This is a genomic window from Streptomyces sp. rh34 (assembly GCF_002551245.1).
Classification (GTDB): Bacteria; Actinomycetota; Actinomycetes; order Streptomycetales; family Streptomycetaceae; genus Streptomyces.
On record NZ_NTGZ01000164.1, the window covers coordinates 1 to 17,261 of the forward strand.

Annotated in this window: 13 protein-coding genes and 1 pseudogene; 7 read left to right on the top strand and 7 right to left on the bottom strand. The window is 71.7% G+C overall.

Annotated features, from left to right (window positions below; translation table 11 throughout):
• Positions 1-407 precede the first annotated feature (407 nt).
• The 4 genes from CR470_RS25515 to CR470_RS25530 all read left to right on the top strand — a co-directional run bounded on the left by CR470_RS25515 (position 408) and on the right by CR470_RS25530 (position 5,703).
• Positions 408-1,199, top strand: a complete 792-nt coding sequence (locus tag CR470_RS25515) for an MIP/aquaporin family protein (protein ID WP_097869877.1) — start codon at positions 408-410, stop codon at positions 1,197-1,199.
• 44 nt (positions 1,200-1,243) lie between these two features.
• Positions 1,244-2,788, top strand: a complete 1,545-nt coding sequence (glpK, locus tag CR470_RS25520) for a glycerol kinase GlpK (protein ID WP_097869878.1) — start codon at positions 1,244-1,246, stop codon at positions 2,786-2,788.
• A 14-nt stretch (positions 2,789-2,802) separates the two neighbouring features.
• On the top strand, positions 2,803-4,413 hold the full coding sequence (locus tag CR470_RS25525; protein WP_097869879.1) for a glycerol-3-phosphate dehydrogenase/oxidase: 1,611 nt from the start codon (positions 2,803-2,805) through the stop codon (positions 4,411-4,413).
• A 237-nt stretch (positions 4,414-4,650) separates the two neighbouring features.
• Positions 4,651-5,703 (top strand): PAC2 family protein, encoded by a 1,053-nt coding sequence (locus tag CR470_RS25530; protein WP_097869880.1) that lies wholly within the window; start codon positions 4,651-4,653, stop codon positions 5,701-5,703.
• Between the two features lie 81 nt (positions 5,704-5,784).
• Here the strand turns inward: CR470_RS25530 and CR470_RS25535 are convergent, their stop codons facing one another.
• The 5 genes from CR470_RS25535 to CR470_RS25555 all read right to left on the bottom strand — a co-directional run bounded on the left by CR470_RS25535 (position 5,785) and on the right by CR470_RS25555 (position 12,502).
• Positions 5,785-8,841 carry an NPCBM/NEW2 domain-containing protein gene (locus tag CR470_RS25535; protein WP_097869881.1) on the bottom strand — a complete coding sequence of 1,019 codons (3,057 nt, stop codon included), beginning with the start codon at positions 8,839-8,841 and terminating at the stop codon, positions 5,785-5,787.
• Between the two features lie 124 nt (positions 8,842-8,965).
• Positions 8,966-10,195, bottom strand: a complete 1,230-nt coding sequence (gene mshC, locus CR470_RS25540) for a cysteine--1-D-myo-inosityl 2-amino-2-deoxy-alpha-D-glucopyranoside ligase (protein WP_097869882.1) — start codon at positions 10,193-10,195, stop codon at positions 8,966-8,968.
• Between the two features lie 119 nt (positions 10,196-10,314).
• A complete protein-coding gene (locus CR470_RS25545; protein WP_097869883.1) occupies positions 10,315-11,154 on the bottom strand; it encodes an SCO1664 family protein in 840 nt (279 codons plus the stop codon).
• Entirely contained in the window at positions 11,118-11,708 is a 591-nt protein-coding gene (locus tag CR470_RS25550; RefSeq protein ID WP_097869884.1) for a DUF3090 domain-containing protein, read from the bottom strand. Before CR470_RS25550 ends, CR470_RS25545 begins: the two co-directional genes overlap by 37 nt.
• A gap of 71 nt (positions 11,709-11,779) precedes the next feature.
• A complete protein-coding gene (locus tag CR470_RS25555) occupies positions 11,780-12,502 on the bottom strand; it encodes a histidine phosphatase family protein (protein ID WP_097869885.1) in 723 nt (240 codons plus the stop codon).
• Between the two features lie 66 nt (positions 12,503-12,568).
• Here CR470_RS25555 and CR470_RS25560 point away from each other — a divergent pair, with 66 nt between their 5' ends.
• Complete coding sequence (locus CR470_RS25560) at positions 12,569-13,561, top strand: magnesium and cobalt transport protein CorA (protein ID WP_097869886.1); 993 nt, start codon at positions 12,569-12,571, stop codon at positions 13,559-13,561.
• A gap of 28 nt (positions 13,562-13,589) precedes the next feature.
• Here the strand turns inward: CR470_RS25560 and CR470_RS25565 are convergent, their stop codons facing one another.
• Positions 13,590-14,378 carry a hypothetical protein gene (locus CR470_RS25565; protein WP_097869887.1) on the bottom strand — a complete coding sequence of 263 codons (789 nt, stop codon included), beginning with the start codon at positions 14,376-14,378 and terminating at the stop codon, positions 13,590-13,592.
• 225 nt (positions 14,379-14,603) lie between these two features.
• The gene (locus CR470_RS25570) at positions 14,604-15,653 is read right to left on the bottom strand and encodes an LLM class F420-dependent oxidoreductase (RefSeq protein ID WP_097869888.1); all 1,050 of its coding nucleotides are present in this window, start codon (positions 15,651-15,653) and stop codon (positions 14,604-14,606) included.
• Between the two features lie 138 nt (positions 15,654-15,791).
• Between CR470_RS25570 and CR470_RS25575 the strand changes: the two genes are divergently transcribed.
• Both CR470_RS25575 and CR470_RS25580 read left to right on the top strand, forming a co-directional pair.
• On the top strand, positions 15,792-16,775 hold the full coding sequence (locus CR470_RS25575) for an aldo/keto reductase (protein WP_097869889.1): 984 nt from the start codon (positions 15,792-15,794) through the stop codon (positions 16,773-16,775).
• A pseudogene (locus CR470_RS25580) lies at positions 16,772-17,261 on the top strand (DNA helicase RecD); the annotation flags it as partial. The gene CR470_RS25575 and the pseudogene CR470_RS25580, both read left to right, overlap by 4 nt.

The following is a 17,261-nucleotide window of genomic DNA, read 5'->3' on the forward strand; positions in this document are numbered from 1 at the left end:
GCCCCGAGCTGATCGCGGCCGTCCGCGACTGCGCCCGCGCGGTCTCCCGGGACCTGGGCGCCGGCCGCTTCTGAGCGGTGCGCACGGCCGCCCCTCCTCGCACTCCGTCCGACCCGTGCCCGCTCGCGCCCCGGGGTGCCCGGGCCCGCCGGTAACGATCGCGTCGCGCACCGAGTCGTGCGCCACAGAACCCTTGACGCTTCGTTCACCTGGGGGAAACACTGCCGTTCAACGGTCGGCATTGTCGAACGCCTAACGGCAATACGCGTTAGGGTGTGACGGTGCCAAGGGCCGGTCAAGCCCTTACAGGTGGGCTGCCCACGCTTCGTGGATACCCATCTGGGGCGCGGAACACCGGCAGGACCGGTGCTCCGCTCTCCCCTGGACGAAGGACAAAGGAGTCGCGGGTGTCCAGCTCCGACATTTTCATCGGCGAGACCATAGGTACCGCCATACTCATCCTGCTCGGCGGCGGTGTCTGTGCCGCCGTCACGCTGAAGAGCTCGAAGGCCCGGGACGCGGGCTGGCTGGCCATCACCTTCGGGTGGGGTTTCGCCGTGCTGACCGGCGCCTATCTCGCCGGCGGCGTATCGGGCGCCCACCTCAACCCCGCGGTCACGGTCGGCCTCGCCATCGAGGGCGGCACCGCGTGGGGCGACGTCCCCCTGTACCTCTTCTCGCAGCTGGTCGGCGCGATGATCGGCGCCCTGCTGGTCTGGGCGGTCTACTACGGCCAGTTCCACGCCCATCTGACCGACCCGGAGATCATCGGGACCAAGCCCACCGACGAGGGCATGGTCGACCGGGCCGCCGCTCCGAAGGCGGGCCCGGTGCTCGGGATCTTCTCCACCGGTCCGGAGATCCGCAACGGCGTGCAGAACGTGATCACGGAGATCATCGCGACCGCCGTGCTGGTCCTGGCGATCCTTACCCAGGGCCTGAACAACGAGGGCACCGGCCTCGGCGTGCTCGGCGCGCTGATCACCGCCCTGGTCGTCGTCGGCATCGGCCTCTCGCTCGGCGGCCCGACCGGCTACGCCATCAACCCGGTCCGCGACCTCGGTCCGCGCATCGTGCACTCCCTGCTGCCGCTGCCGAACAAGGGTGGTTCGGACTGGGGCTACGCGTGGGTACCCATCGTGGGTCCGCTCATCGGCGGCGCCCTCGCCGGCGGGCTCTACAACCTCGCCTTCGCCTAGTCCGAGCCGCACCTCTTCCTTTCACAGACTTCCGGGAGCACACCGTGACCGACGCACACACCACCGGCACCCACGGCACCGGGCCGTTCATCGCGGCCATCGACCAGGGCACCACCTCCAGCCGCTGCATCGTCTTCGACAAGGACGGCCGGATCGTCTCCGTCGACCAGAAGGAGCACGAGCAGATCTTCCCGAAGCCGGGCTGGGTCGAGCACGACGCGACCGAGATCTGGGAGAACGTCCAGGAGGTCGTCGCCGGGGCGATCGTCAAGGCCGGCATCACCTCCGCCGACGTCAAGGCGATCGGCATCACCAACCAGCGCGAGACGACGCTGATGTGGGACAAGAACACCGGTGAGCCGGTGCACAACGCCCTCGTCTGGCAGGACACCCGCACCGACGCGCTCTGCAAGGAGCTCGGCCGCAACGTGGGCCAGGACCGGTTCCGCCGGGAGACCGGGCTGCCGCTCGCCTCGTACTTCGCGGGGCCCAAGGTCCGCTGGCTGCTCGACAACGTCGAGGGGCTGCGCGAGCGCGCCGAGGCCGGCGACATCCTCTTCGGCACCATGGACTCCTGGGTCATCTGGAACCTCACCGGCGGCACCGACGGCGGTGTGCACGTCACCGACGTCACCAACGCCTCGCGCACCCTTCTGATGAACCTGCACACCATGGCGTGGGACGAGAAGATCCTCGCCTCCATCGGCATCCCGGCCGCGGTCCTCCCCGAGATCCGCTCCTCCGCCGAGGTGTACGGCCACGCCAAGGGCGGCATCCTCGACGGCATCCCGGTCGCCTCCGCGCTCGGCGACCAGCAGGCGGCGCTCTTCGGCCAGACCTGTTTCGCCGAGGGCGAGGCCAAGTCCACGTACGGCACCGGCACCTTCATGCTGATGAACACCGGCGGTACCCCGGTGAACTCGTACAACGGGCTGCTCACCACCGTCGGCTACCAGATCGGCGACAAGCCCCCGGTGTACGCGCTGGAGGGCTCCATCGCGGTCACCGGCTCGCTGGTGCAGTGGATGCGCGACCAGATGGGCCTGATCAAGTCGGCCGCCGAGATCGAGACGCTGGCCTCCTCGGTCGAGGACAACGGCGGCGCGTACGTCGTGCCCGCGTTCTCCGGCCTCTTCGCCCCCTACTGGCGTCCCGACGCCCGTGGGGTGATCGCCGGTCTCACCCGCTACGTCACCAAGGCGCACATCGCCCGTGCCGTCCTGGAGGCCACCGCCTGGCAGACCCGCGAGATCAGCGACGCCATGACGAAGGACTCCGGCGTCGAGCTGGCCGCGCTCAAGGTCGACGGCGGCATGACGTCCAACAACCTGCTGATGCAGACGCTCGCCGACTTCCTGGACGCACCCGTGGTGCGCCCCATGGTCGCCGAGACCACCTGCCTCGGCGCCGCCTACGCCGCCGGTCTCGCCGTCGGCTTCTGGCCGGACACCGACGCGCTGCGCGCCAACTGGCGCCGGGCCGCCGAGTGGACACCCCGCATGGACGCGGACACCCGTGCCCGCGAGTACAAGAGCTGGCTCAAGGCCGTCGAACGGACCATGGGCTGGATCGAGGACGAAGAAAGCTGACGAGGAGCATCACCATGACCACCCTGCAGAGCGTTCCCGCCCTCGGAACGCACCCGGCCTCCGGCTCGCTGCCGAGCCGCGCCGAGACCCGGGAGCAGCTGTCCCGGGCCACGTACGACCTCCTGGTCATCGGCGGCGGCATCCTGGGCATCTCCACCGCCTGGCATGCCGCGCAGTCCGGGCTGCGGGTGGCTCTGGTGGACGCCGGTGACTTCGCCGGCGCCACCTCCTCCGCCTCCTCCAAGCTGCTCCACGGCGGTCTGCGCTACCTCCAGACCGGCGCGGTCAAGCTGGTCGCGGAGAACCACTTCGAGCGCCGCGCGGTCTCCCGCGAGGTGGCCCCGCACCTGGCCAACCCGCTCACCTTCTACCTGCCGGTCTACAAGGGCGGCCCGCACGGCGCGGCCAAGCTCGGCGCGGGCGTCTTCGCCTACTCCGCGCTCTCCGCGTTCGGCGACGGCGTCGGCCATGTGATCAGCCCGGCCAAGGCCCAGCGCGACGTCCCCGAGCTGCGCACCGACAACCTGAAGGCCGTCGCGGTCTACGGCGACGACCAGATGAACGACGCCCGCATGGCCCTGATGACGGTCCGCGCCGCCGTCGACGCGGGCGCGGTCGTCCTCAACCACGCGGCTGTCACGGGTCTGCGTTTCACCCGGGGCCGGGTCACCGGCGCCGACCTGAAGGACAGCTCCGACGGCACGGAGTTCGGCGTCACCGCCCGCCTCGTACTGAACGCCACCGGCCCCTGGGTCGACCACCTGCGGAAGATGGAGGACCCGAACGCGGCCCCCTCCATCCGCCTCTCCAAGGGCGCGCACCTGGTCCTCAAGCGGACCCGGCCGTGGCGGGCGGCACTGGCCACCCCGATCGACAAGTACCGGATCACGTTCGCCCTGCCGTGGGAGGACATGCTGCTCCTCGGCACCACGGACGAGGAGTACGAGGGCGATCCGGCCGATGTCGCGGTGACCGAGGCGGACACCGCGCAGATCCTCGACGAGGCGGCGTTCTCGATCAAGGACCAGCAGCTGTCGCGCGATCTGATCACGTACTCCTTCGCGGGTCTGCGGGTGCTGCCCGGCGGACCGGGCGACACGTCAAAGGCCAAGCGCGAGACGGTCGTCACGGAGGGCCGCGGCGGGATGCTGTCGGTCGCCGGCGGCAAGTGGACGACGTTCCGCCACATCGGCCGCACCGTGATGAACAAGCTGGCCGCCCTGCCGGGGCACCCGCTGGCCGAGGACATGGAGCCGATGAACCGGCTGCCGAGGAAGCTGCCGCTGCCCGGCATCGCCAACCCGAACGCGGTCGCGCACCGGCTGCTCGTCGACGGCGGCACTCCCGGCCCCCGGATGGCGCCGGACACCGCCCGGCACCTGGCCACGCACTACGGCTCGCTCGCCTTCGACATCGCCCGCCTGGCGAACGAGAGCCCGGAACTGGCCGAGCGCGTCCACCCGGACGCCCCGGAGATCTGGGCCCAGGTCGCCTACGCCCGGGACCACGAGTGGGCCGAGACGGCGGAGGACGTGCTGCGCCGCCGGACCACGCTGACGATCCGGGGCCTGGCGACGGACGACGTCCGCGCCGGCGTCGAGAAGCTGCTGGCCGAGAAGGACTGACCCTCACGTACGAGGACGGGGCGGCTTCCCACGGGAGCCGCCCCGGTTCCGACGGGAGCCGCACCGGTACCAACGGGAAGCGGCCGGCCGCCGTGCCGGGGGCCATGATGCACTGATCCACCCGGTGATCCACTCCTGGTGGCAGGGTTCACCCGGCCGTGCAAGAGGGCTGCGGTGGGGGGCCCCGGAAGCCGTAAGGTTGCTCCGTACGTATGGAGACATCGGAAGGAGGCCCGGGTGATCGAGCTCGAGTCGGTGCCCGAGCTGATCGACCCGGTCATGGTGGCCGCGTTCGAAGGCTGGAACGACGCCGGGGACGCCGCCTCCACAGCGGTCGGTCATCTGGACCGGGAGTGGAAGGGCGAGGTGTTCGCGGCGCTGGACGCCGAGGACTACTACGACTTCCAGGTCAACCGGCCCACGGTGTGGCTGGACGGCGGGACGCGGAAGATCACCTGGCCGACGACGCGGCTGTCCGTGGTGCGTGTGGGCGGGGAGAAGCCGCGGGACCTGGTCCTGGTGCGCGGCATCGAACCGTCGATGCGCTGGCGGTCGTTCTGCAACGAGATCCTCGGCTTCGCCCATGAGCTGGGCGTCGAAATGGTCGTCATCCTGGGCGCGTTGCTCGGCGACACCCCGCACACCCGGCCGGTGCCGGTGAGCGGGGTCACCTCGGACGCGGATCTGGCGCGGACGATGGACCTGGAGGAGACGCGGTACGAGGGCCCCACGGGCATCGTCGGGGTCCTCCAGGAGGCGTGCACGCACGCCGGGGTGCCCGCGGTCAGCCTCTGGGCGGCGGTGCCGCACTATGTGTCGCAGCCGCCGAACCCCAAGGCGACGCTGGCCCTGCTGAACCGGCTGGAGGACCTGATCGGGCTGCGGATCCCGCTGGGCGAACTGCCCGAGGACGCACGGGCCTGGCAGCTCGGGGTGGATCAGCTGGCCTCGGAGGACAGCGAGGTCGCCGAGTACGTGCAGACGCTGGAGGAGGCGCGGGACACCGCGGAGCTGCCCGAGGCGTCCGGCGAGGCCATCGCCCGGGAGTTCGAGCGCTATCTGCGACGGCGGGACGGCGGCCCCGGGCAGGGGCCGGGCGGCCACGCGACGGAGACCGGGGACGTGCCGTATCTGCGCGATCCCACCAGTGGCCGCACCCGCCCGCCGAAGCCGCCGCGTCCGGAGACGGGGCGGGGGAAGACCTCCGACGACAAGGGTGCCAAGGGGCCTGACGAGGCGTCGGGGGGCAACCCCGGCGAAGGATCCGGGGACACTCCCGACGAGGACTGACCGCACAGCGGTGGCGAACCACGGAGCGCCGCACGGGAGACGATCCCGTGCGGCGCTCCTGTTCGTGGGTCCGGGTACGGCTCAGGCGCAGCGGAACCTCGCCGCCGCCCAGTCGCCGTGGTCGCCGGTCTTGGACCCGTTGGTGTCGGTGACCTTCAGCCGCACCTGGCGTACGCCGTCGAGCTTCACGTCCACCGGCAGGGTCGCCGATGCCCCGGTCAGCTTCGGCGAGGTCCACAGCACCTTGCCGTCGCCCTCCACGGAGAACGCGACCTCCCCGTAGCCGTTGATCTCGTCGTCGATCCCGACATCGGCGGTGAACGCGGTGCACCGGCCGCCGAGGTGGAGCGCGATGTCGGAGTCGGCGTGGGTGCCGATCCCCTTCGCGTACGTCGTTCCCGCGAGCGTCAGCGTCTTCCCGTCGCTCGCGCCCGACTCCCCGTTGGACCGGTCGCGTTCGGCCGGACCGTAGCCGTTGGTCTCGGAGAGCCAGACGAGGTCGCTCGCCCAGGCCTCGCCCTCGGGCGGCGGCGGCATGACGGAGACGGCGAGCCGCCGCTGACTCGTGCGGTCGTCGCCGGCGGCCCGGTAGCGGGCGAGGGCCGTCAGCGTGGTCTCCCGTACCCCGGCGTCCTTCGCCGGGGTGACCGCCACCTCGACCCGGCGGGTGGCGCCCGCCGGGATCCGCCCGGGGACCTTCGCCGCGGCGGTCTTCCAGCCCTCGGGGACCTGGAGGGAGACCGTGGTGTCGGTGAGGTCGGAGCTGCCCGCGGTCACGTCGACCAGGACCGTGCCGGGCGTCCCGGCGCCGGCCTCCTGACCCGCGGGGGCGCCGAGGACGGCGGCCGCCGACGCCCGCGTGCCGCCGACCGCGCTGGTGCCCTGGAGCTTCACCGTGAACTTCTTGTCCGTGCGCAGGGGCGCGGTCTTCACGTGCACCACGCCGCCCCGGTCGTCGCGGTCGTACCACCAGCCCTGCGTGGCCTTGTCGTACGCGCTCTTCGAGGTCAGTTCGGGCAGCGTCCGGCCCAGCTTCACCTTGCGGGGCTCGGAGCCGGTGTGGACGGTGAACTCGTAGGGCCGCTCGGTCTGTTGGCCGGTGAAGCTCCCCCGGCTCTCGTTGATCGTGACGGAGACGTCGCCGGCGCCGCGCTCGGGGGCCCGGACGTCGGCGCGCTGGGTGGCGTACGCGCCGTCCCGGTGCCGGCGGGTGACGCCGTCGTCCTCGTACAGGGTGAAGGAGGTGTTGCCCTGCGGGTAGACGTCCCAGGCCAGCGGGGAGTCGGCGGTGCGGTCGCGGTAGGAGCGGATGCCCGGCCACATCGGGACGGCCGCGCCCGCCTTCACGAAGAGCGGGAGGGTGTCGAGCGGGGCGCCGTAGGTGTCGATGGTGGTGGGGCCCTCGTAGGTGCGGCCGCTCCAGTAGTCGATCCGAGTGCCCTCGGGGAGGTAGATGTCCTTGCGCTCGGTGCTGTCCTGGTAGACGGGTGCGACGAGGAAGTGCTCGCCGGAGAGGAACTCGTACTTCGCGGCCTCCGTCGACGCCTTCGGGTCGTCCGGGTATTCGAGGACCAGCGGGCGGACCATGCCGACTCCGGTCTTGGTGGCCTCGTGGGCGTAGGAGTACTGGTAGGGCAGCAGCGACTCCTTGAGCTTGAGGTAGTCGCGGTTGATCGAGGTGTACGGCTCCCCGTGGCGCCAGGGCTGCTTGTCCGTGGCGGCCCAGCCGTCCATGGTCATCGTGGTGCCGAGGAACATCTTCCACTGGAGGTCGCGGGTGTACGTCTTGGCGCTGCCGCCGAAGATCCCGTCGACGTCACCGGTGGTGTAGGCGAGGCCGGACATCGTGGCGCCCGCGTAGGTGGGGATCTGCCAGCGGATGTACTCCCAGGTGCCGGACTGGTCGCCGGACCACTGGACTCCGCAGCGCTGCGCGCCCGCCCAGCTCTCGGGGGCCCAGGTGAAGCCCCGGGCGTCGCTGTTGTCCTCGATGCCCTGGTAGGCGTCCTTGCAGCCGTCGAGGGCGAACTTGTAGCCCTCGCCGACCCAGGCGACGTCCAGCTTGGCGACCCGCTGCCCGGCCTTCACCTGGGCGGCGAGGTTCTCGATGCCGTCCTCGGTCCACAGGCCCAGCTCCATCCTGCGGTCCTTCAGGCCCTGGGCGGTCTTCTCCAGGTCCTCGTAGCCGCAGCCGTAGCCGTCGTTGACGAGCATCCAGCCGTTGGGCATGTCGTTCTCGACGTATCCGTCGGCGACCTTCAGCGAGTCCAGGGTGCGGCGCTCGCCCCGGTTGGCGTTGTGGAGGTAACAGTCGGCGTCGCCGATCTCCATGCCGTACACGGGCGGCAGGAAGGGCTTGCCGGTGAGGTCGGTGTACTGGCCGATGACGTCCTTGGCCCCGTCGCCGGCGAAGTAGTAGGCGTCGAAGCGCTGTTCCTTCGCGCCGGCCGTCACCGGGTCGGTGAACGCGTAGGTGTTGGGTGCGTAGGTGTTGCGGAAGACGCCATAGCCGGCCGATGAGAGGTAGAACGGGACGGAGTTGGGGTGGCCGCCGTCGTTCCAGTTGTAGTCGACGGCGACCTCGACGGTCTTGTCCCGGTGGGAGGTGTTGCCGCGGCCGTTCTGCATCCCGGCCCCGTAGAACTGCTCCCCGGCCCCCCGGGCCAGCGTCTGGACGGTCTGCTCGCCGGTCCAGCTCAGCCCCTTCGCCTCGGACCAGACGCGGCTGCCGTCCGCCCGGTGCAGGGCGAAGCGCAGCGGCTTCTTGTAGGCCCGCAGGGTGACGTCGCCCGTCGACAGGTCGTAGCGGTCCCCTCGGTCCTTCCAGCGGGTGCGGGGCGGCTCGCCCTGCGGCAGGACGATGTCGTCGCCGGTGGGGTCGGTGAACTTTCCGTCGGGGGCGAGTTCGATGCGGAAGGTCTCCTCCGAGACGAAGCTGACCCGGGCCTCTGCCTGCCCGGCGCTGAGCCGGTACACCGCCCCGTCCGCCCGGAATCCGGTCACGTTCCCGACCGTGGTGGTCTCCGTGCTCGCCGGCGGGGCCTCGTCGGCGTGGGCCCCGCCGGGTCCCGCGAGGGCCGCGAACAGTCCGAGCAGCGCAGTAGCCACTACCGCTCTCATGCGCGTTGATGTTTGCATAGTGAGCTTTTAGCGCAACTTCGAGCACATGACCATGGGCAAAAGGGAACCGGCCCCGAACTTCGTGGAGAAGTCCAGGACCGGTCCGGATGATCGGATCGGGCGGCGGGAGCCGCGCTCCGTCCTACAGCGCGACCCCCAGCAGGGCGTCGACGGTGCGCGAGACGACGCCGGGCGCGCCCTCGTCCGTGCCGCCCTCCGAGCCCTGGAGCGCGGCCCAGCGGTCCACCGCGGCGAGTGCCGAAGGGCTGTCCAGGTCGTCCGCCAGGGCCTCGCGGACCTCCTCGACCAGCGCGTCGGCGGACGGCCCGTCGGGGCGCGAGACGGCGGCCCGCCAGCGCGCGAGGCGCTCGACGGCGTCGGCCAGCACCTGGTCGGTCCACTCCCAGTCGGAGCGGTAGTGGCGGGAGAGCAGGGCGAGCCGGAGGGCCGCCGGGTCCACTCCGTCACGGCGCAGCGTCGAGACGAAGACCAGGTTGCCGCGCGACTTGGACATCTTCTCGCCGTCCAGGCCGACCATTCCGGCGTGGACGTACGCCTTGGCGAACGGGTGCTCGCCGGTCAGCGCCTGGGCGTGGGAAGCGCCCATCTCGTGGTGCGGGAAGGCGAGGTCGGAGCCGCCGCCCTGGATGTCGAAGCCCATGCCGAGGTGGTCGAGCGCGATGGCGACGCACTCGATGTGCCAGCCCGGGCGGCCCTCGCCCAGGGAAGCCCCGTCCCAGCTCGGCTCCCCCGGACGGGCGGCCGTCCAGAGCATCGGGTCGAGGGGGTTCTTCTTGCCGGGACGCTCCGGGTCGCCGCCGCGCTCGGCGGAGAGCAGGCGCATCGCCTCGGCGTCGAGGCCGGAGACCTCGCCGAAGTGCGGGTCGGCGTCGACGGAGAAGTAGGTGTCGCCGTCCAGGTCGTAGGCGGCGCCCGCGTCCCGGAGGCGTTCGACGAGGGGCACGATCCCGGGTATCGCCTCGACCGCTCCGATGTAGTGCTGCGGGGGCAGCATCCGCAGGGCGGTCATGTCTTCGCGGAAGAGCGCCGTCTCGCGCTCCGCGAGCTCGGTCCAGTCCTGACCGTCGCGCACGGCCCGCTCCAGCAGCGGATCGTCCACGTCGGTCACGTTCTGGACATAGTGAACTTGCCGCTTGGTGTCGAGCCACACGCGCTGAACGAGGTCGAACGCGTTGTAGGTCGCCGCATGACCCATGTGGGTCGCGTCGTACGGCGTGATGCCGCAGACATAGATGCGGGCGACGGGACCGGGGTCAAGGGTGATCCGTCCGCCGGTCGCGGTGTCGTGGATCCGAAGGTCGCGGCCCTTGCCAGGCAGGGCGGGGACCTCAGAAGCGGGCCAGGCATGCATGTCATGAGCGTAACCGGACGATGCTTCCGGATACGAACCGGCTCCGGAAACCTGTCCGAAGAGGCCCCCTTGCTGAATCCGCCGCCAGGCGGTAGACCCTGGCCGGGTTCGAGGGGCTGCTACACCGGCGGCCAGGGAATGGGCGGCCACTGGCCGCTCGGCCGCGGGTGCACAGCGCTCTCGACCAGCACGGCGACCCGCTCCCGCAGGGCCTCCAGTTCGGCCGGTGTGATGAGCTCGGCCATCCGGGTGGCGAGGACGTTCCCCGGAGCCAGCTCACCGGCGAGCCGGCCCAACACCGCCAGCGCCTCCTCCGTCAGCGGCTCGCCGGCCCAGCCCCAGAGCAGGGTCCGCAACTTGTCGTCCGCGTTGAAGGTGACGCCGTGGTCGATGCCGAAGAGCCGCCCTCCGGGGGCGGTCAGCAGGTGCCCGCCCTTGCGGTCACCGTTGTTGATCACCGCGTCCAGCACGGCGAGCCGCCGCAGCCGGACGTCGTCCGCGTGCACCAGCAGCGCGGTCTTCCCCTCCCCCACGTCGGCGAAGCCCACGGCCTTCCAGCCGTCTCCGGGCTCCTCGTCCTCGACGAGCGCCAGCAGCGAGGGCGCGTCCTCGCCGGACGCGGGACCGTCGACCCAGAGCTGGCACATGCCCTGCCCGTACGGCCCCTCCCGCAGCACGGTCGGCGGCACGAGGTCCCAGCCGGTCGACCGGGAGATCTCGTACGCGGCGACCTCCCGCTGGGCGAGGGTCCCGTCGGGGAAGTCCCACAGCGGCTGCTCCCCCGCGACCGGCTTGTACGCGCAGGCGCGCTCCTCGCCCTCGTACGCCACCGTGCAGTGCAGCACCGCGTTGGACGCGCCGCCGACCCGCCCGAGGACGGTGATCGTGCCCTCGGTGAGCAGGGTGAGCAGCTCGGTGTCCGTCAGGCTCCGCGACGGTATCCGTTCTGGCGCGGGCATACGTGTCCTTCCGGGTCGAGCGGCAGGCTGCACAGCGGACACGGCGGACGGCCGGCGTTGATGACGTCCAGGGCCCGCTTGGCGAAGGCGCGGGCCTGGGCGCCGCTGAGCCGGACGCGGAGCATCGGCGGGCCGTTCTCCTCGTCCTGGAGGAGCTTCTCCTCGGCCTCCGCGAGGTCGTCCTCGGAGTCGGTGTCGAGTTCGACGAGGGCCTGCGCCTCGACGATCATGCGCTGTTCCTCGCCGTCCCAGGCCAGGGCCATGGTGCCGACCCGGAACTCCTCCTCGACGGGAACGTCGAGCGGCGCGGTGTCGGAGACGTCGGTGGGGGCCACCGCGGGCACCGGGGAGTTGCCCCCGGTGCGGCGTACGACCTCGTCGAGCAGTTCGTCGATCCGCTCGGCGAGAGCGGCGACCTGGGCCTTCTCCAGGGCGACGCTGGTGACCCTGCCCTGGGAGGACGCCTGCAGGAAAAACGTACGGCGGCCAGGCAACCCGACCGTACCGGCCACGAATCGGTCCGGTGGGTCGTAGAGGAACACCTGACGGGACACGTCCTGCTCCCTTGAGCTTCGATGGTTGGTTGGGTGGCGCTACGGCGCGTCCACCCTACTGCCCGGAGCGATCACGGCGCGCCCGCGCCGCCCCCGACCGTCGCGTCCGCCGAGCCACTGTCCGCCGGGGACGCGGCGGCGTCCGCCCCGACGGAGTGCTCACGGGGGGCCAGGGAGGCGAGGTCGCCGGTGTCGCCGAGCCTCAGGAGGAAGGGGCGCAGCCGTGTGTAGCGGATCGCGGTGACCGAGCAGGGGTCGACGTGGACGCGCTGGAAGAGGTCCAGGTGCATGCCCAGCGCGTCGGCGACGAGGGACTTGATGATGTCGCCGTGCGAGCACATGACGTACGTGGCGTCCTCGCCGTGCTCCGCCTCGACCCGCTCGTTCCAGTCGCGTACGGCGTCGACGGCGCGGGCCTGCATCGCGCGCATCGACTCTCCGCCCGGGAAGGCCGCCGCGGAGGGGTGCTGCTGGACGACGGACATCAGCGGCTCGTCGGCGAGTTCGGCCAGCTTCCGCCCCGACCAGTGGCCGTAGTCGCACTCGCTGACGCGGTCCTCGGTGTGCAGGGTCAGGCCGGGGCGGGCGTCGAGAAGCGGCTGGAGCGTCTGCCGGCAGCGCTCCAGGGGGCTGCTGACGGCGAGGACCGGGTCCACGGCGGAAAGCCGCGCGGGGAGGGCCGCGGCCTGTTCGGCCCCACGTTCGTCGAGGAGGACACCGGGGGTGCGGCCCGCGAGCACTCCGGCGGTGTTGGCGGTGGAGCGTCCGTGGCGTACGAGGATCAGCGTGGGCATGCTCGCCAGCGTAGAGGGTGCCTCGGGGGGGCGGCGAAGGTGCGCGGGAGCCGGGCACGGGGAAGAATGCCCGCCGTGATCGTGGACTGTGCCATCTACCGGGACGGGCGCCGCATCGAACGGCCCGACGACTTCTCCGACGCCCTGGACGAGGCGCGGGACGCACGCGACGCCTTCCTGTGGATCGGGCTGCACGAGCCGACGGAGGAGGAGTTCGACCTCGTACGGGGCGAGTTCGGACTGCACCCGCTGGCCGTCGAGGACGCGCTGCGGGCGCACCAGCGGCCCAAGCTGGAGGTGTACGACGACTCCCTGTTCGTGGTCCTCAAGCCGATCGTCTACGAACCCGAGAGCGACACGGTCAGCGCCGACGAGCTGATGGTCTTCATAGGCGACTCGTTCGTGGTGACGGTCCGGCACGGCGAGGGCGCCCCGCTGGCGGCCGTGCGCCGTCGGCTGGAGGCCGAGCCCGAGGTGCTGAAGCACGGCCCGACGGCGGTGCTGTACGCGGTCAGCGACGCCGTCGTGGACCACTACATGGACGTGTCCGGCGAGCTCCAGCTCGACCTGGAGGAGCTGGAGGCGCAGGTGTTCGCCCCGAGCGGCGGCGACTCGAAGAACACCGCGGCCCGGATCTACACCTTCAAACGGCAGGTGCTGGAGTTCCGCCGGGCGGCCGGGCCGCTGACCGCTCCGATGGCCCGGCTCGCGGGGGCGGGTGTGCCGTTCGTCCACGAGCACGCGCAGCCGTTCTTCCGGGACGTGGCCGACCATCTGACGCGCGCCAACGAACAGGTGGACGGGCTGGACCGGCTGCTCTCGGACATCCTGTCGGCGCACCTGGCCCAGATGGGCGTGCGGCAGAACGACGACATGCGCAAGATCTCCGCCTGGGCCGCCATGGCCGCCGTCCCGACGATGGTGGCGGGCGTCTACGGCATGAACTTCGACCACATGCCGGAGCTGCACTGGGTGTGGACCTACCCGGCGGTGGTCGCGTCGATGGGCTGCGCCGTGTTCGGTCTCCACCGGCTGTTCAAGCGGCGCGGCTGGCTCTGAGCGCCCGGCGACCGCGAGCCGGGTGCGCTCAGGTGTACGCGCGTTCCGGTGCTGCGGGGCTGCCGAGCGCGTCGCGCCGCCGCGGCATCTCCAGGCTCACCATGCGCCGCCAGCCGACGAGGCGCTCGTACGCGTACACCGCGTGGATGCCCGCGGCGAGAACGGCCGCCCTGGGCCGCGACCAGCCGAGCACCCGGCCCATGGCGGCCATCACGGCAAGGCTGACGTCGCGGTAGACGCGGATCTCGGCCAGGGCGCACTCGCGCATGATCCGCTGGATGGTCCGGCCGTGCCCGGCGCGGGCGAGCCCGAGGAGTTCCTCGTGACAGTAGGCGAGGTGGTTGTCCTCGTCGCGGGAGATCATCTTCACCGCGCGGCCGATGTCGGAGTGGTCGGCGAAGTGCCGGCGCAGCAGGCGCATCTGCTCGGACGCGCGCTGTTCGGTGACGCGGCTGTGGGCCAGATAGGTGATGATGTCGCGCTCGGTGAGCCGCTCCTCGCCACGCAGCCGGGAGTGCGCGAGGCCGATGCCCTGCTGTTCCAGGAGCATCGTGTAGTCGGTCTCCGGCGGGACCTCGACGGGCGGCAGTCCGCGCTTCTTCAGGAGCGCGGTGAAGATCCGGCCGTGCTTGTCCTCGTCGGCGCCGTGCCGGACGATCTTGGGGGCCAGGCCGCGGCCGCTCTCCGGGACGAGGGCGGCGATACGGGCGTTCTCCCAGCCGCCCTGGGCCTCGCCGCTCGCGGCGATGGAACAGAAGAGCCGGTAGGACTCGTCGTTGTCCAGGATCTCCTGGAACAGGGTCCGCGCTGAGAGCATGACGGCCACCTCCGTACCCGTTGCCCGCGGAGCCGGAGTCCGCGGAGCAGTAGTCCGCAGGAAGAGTCAAATGCGCGGCGGGGCGGTCAGCAACCTGAGCGGGCCGGGGCAGCGCCCGACGCGGCGGCGTAACCCCTGGGCGCGCGACGCGTTGTTCCGTATGACGGCCGTGGCGGGGAAGACCCCCGAGCCCCCACCACGGCCGTAGTGCTGTCCCGGGACCCGTCAGGCGAGTCCGGAGCGCTCCAGGGCGTCCGTGCCGGCGCGCAGGGCGGTGAGCCGCTCCTCCAGGGTGAAGCCGGCCGGGGCGAGGTTGAGCGTGGTGACCCCGGCGGCGGCGTACGCCTGCATCCGCTCGGCGATCCGCTCGACGGGGCCGAGCAGCGCGGTCTGGTCGATCAGCTGGTGCGGCACGGCGGCGGCGGCCCCCGCCTTGTCCCCGCCGAGGTACTTGTCCTGGATCTCGGCGGCCTCCTTCTCGTATCCCATGCGCTGGGCGAGCTGGTTGTAGAAGTTCTGCTTCCGGCTGCCCATGCCGCCGACGTACAGGGCGGTGTACGGACGGAACATGTCGGCGAGGCCGGTCACGTCGTCGCCGACGGCGAGCGGCAGGGTCGGGCTGACATCGAAGCCCTCCATCGTCCTGCCGGCCTTCTCCCGGCCCGCGCGCAGCGGCTGGATAGCGGTCTCCTCCAGGTGCTCGGCGGAGGGGAAGATCAGCAGGGCGCCGTCGGCGATCTCGCCGGTCTGCTCCAGGTTCTTGGGGCCGATCGCGGCGATGTAGAGCGGGATGTGCTCACGCTGGGGGTGCACGGTGAGCTTGATCGGCTTACCCGGGCCGCCGGGCAGCGGCAGCGTCCAGTGCGCCCCCTCGTACGACACGCGCTCGCGGGTCATCGCCTTGCGGACGATCTCCACGTACTCCCGGGTGCGGGCCAGCGGCTTGTCGAACTTCACGCCGTACCAGCCCTCGGAGACCTGGGGGCCCGAGACCCCGAGACCGAGGCGGAAGCGGCCGCCGGACAGCGAGTCGAGGGTGGCGGCGGTCATCGCCGTCATGGTGGGCTGGCGGGCCGGGATCTGCATGATCGCGGAGCCGACGTCGATCGACTCGGTCCGGGCCGCGACCCACGTCAGCACGGTCGGGGCGTCGGAGCCGTACGCCTCGGCCGCCCAGCAGACGTCGTAGCCGAGCCGGTCGGCCTCCTGCGCGACGGCGAGGTTGTCGCCGTCCATGCCGGCGCCCCAGTAACCGAGATTGATGCCGAGCCGCATAACCGCTCCCCTTACTGATCAGTAACGTCCCTTTCTCCGGACTCTAGCGCGGGTGACGGAGATCCGGCAGGCCCGGCGGACCTCCGGTTGTCCACAGGCCTCCACCCGGTGGGGCCATGGCCAGTAATCTCAGCGCCCATGGAGCAGAGGCATCTCGGCCGTACCGGCCTTCGCGTGTCCCGGATCGGGCTCGGTACCCTCACCTGGGGCCGGGACACGGACGAGCACGACGCCGCCGACCAGCTGAAGGCCTTCTGGGACGCGGGCGGCACCCTGGTGGACACCGCCGATGTGTACGGGGGCGGCGAGGCCGAGTATCTGCTCGGGCGGCTCGTCGGGAGCCTGGTCCCCCGTCAGGATCTGGTCCTCGCCACGAAGGCCGGCAACGTCCCGGACCCCTATCGCCGCTTCAACGGTTCGCGCGGGCACCTCCTGGCCGCCCTGGACGCGTCCCTGGAGCGGCTCGGCACGGATTACGTGGACCTGTGGCAGGTCCACGCCTTCGACCCGGCGACCCCGTTGGAGGAGACCCTCCAGGCGGTGGACCTCGCCGTGTCCTCCGGCCGCGTCCGGTACGCGGGCGTGTCGAACTTCTGCGGCTGGCAGCTGGCGAAGGCCGCCACCTGGCAGCTCGCCGCGCCCGGGGTGCGCACCCGGCTGGCCAGTACGCAGATGGAGTACTCGCTGCTCCAGCGGGGCATCGAACGCGAGGTGCTGCCCGCCGCCCTGGACCTCGGGATCGGGCTGCTGCCGTCCTCGCCGCTGGGGCGCGGCGTGCTCACCGGCAAGTACCGCCAGGGCACCCCGTCCGACTCCCGGGGGGCGTCGACACGGCTCGCCCCGTTCGTCGAGCCGTATCTCGACGACGCGGCGGGCCGCATCACCGACGCGGTGGCGACGGCGGCGGACGGCCTGGCGACGAGCCCGCTCCAGGTGGCGCTCGCCTGGGTCCGGGACCGGCCCGGGGTGGCCGCGCCGATCGTCGGTGCGCGCAACGCCGGGCAGCTCGCGGAGGCTTTGTCGGTGGAGGCGCTTAGTCTTCCCTACGAGATCTGCCAGGCGCTCGACGATGTGTCGGCGCCCGTGCACCGCTATCCCGACCAGGACTGGAGCACGCTGTGACTGCGCTTCCCGGGGAGACTCCCGGCACCGTCGGCACGGACACACCACAGGACACCGTGTCCCCGCCCGATGCCGGTGCCGAAGGCCCCGAGCACGCCGAAGCGCCCGAAGCGCCCGCGCCCGAAGCACCTGATGCGCCCGATGCGCCTGAAGGCTCCGAGCCGTCGGGCGCTCCGGAGGACGCGGAGGACGGCGCGGAGGGCGGAGAGGACGACGCGAAGGACGGGGAGGCCGGGGAGACCGCCGAAGCCGCTCCCGCCGCCGAGCTCTCGGAGGCGCAGGCCGAGTTGGCCGCCCAGCGCGAGCTGCGGGAGCGGATCGAGAAGCGCAAGGCGGAGAAGGCCGCGCCCATCGCCGCCGGCACGGGTCTGAGCGGCACGGCCGCCGATCTGCTCGCGGCCGTCCGGGCCGTGGAGAGCGGCGAGAAGGCGGGCACCGCGTTCTTCGACCGGCCCGCCACGCCCCCGGCCGCCCGGCGTCCCGCAC

Coding starts and splice junctions, on each gene's coding strand:
- CR470_RS25525 (WP_097869879.1), top strand. CDS start 2,803: ATGACCACCCTGCAGAGCGTTCCCGCCCTCGGAACGCACCCGGCCTCC.
- CR470_RS25535 (WP_097869881.1), bottom strand. CDS start 8,841: ATGCAAACATCAACGCGCATGAGAGCGGTAGTGGCTACTGCGCTGCTC.
- mshC (WP_097869882.1), bottom strand. CDS start 10,195: ATGCATGCCTGGCCCGCTTCTGAGGTCCCCGCCCTGCCTGGCAAGGGC.
- CR470_RS25545 (WP_097869883.1), bottom strand. CDS start 11,154: ATGCCCGCGCCAGAACGGATACCGTCGCGGAGCCTGACGGACACCGAG.
- CR470_RS25555 (WP_097869885.1), bottom strand. CDS start 12,502: ATGCCCACGCTGATCCTCGTACGCCACGGACGCTCCACCGCCAACACC.
- CR470_RS25560 (WP_097869886.1), top strand. CDS start 12,569: ATGCCCGCCGTGATCGTGGACTGTGCCATCTACCGGGACGGGCGCCGC.
- CR470_RS25565 (WP_097869887.1), bottom strand. CDS start 14,378: ATGCTCTCAGCGCGGACCCTGTTCCAGGAGATCCTGGACAACGACGAG.
- CR470_RS25570 (WP_097869888.1), bottom strand. CDS start 15,653: ATGCGGCTCGGCATCAATCTCGGTTACTGGGGCGCCGGCATGGACGGC.
- CR470_RS25575 (WP_097869889.1), top strand. CDS start 15,792: ATGGAGCAGAGGCATCTCGGCCGTACCGGCCTTCGCGTGTCCCGGATC.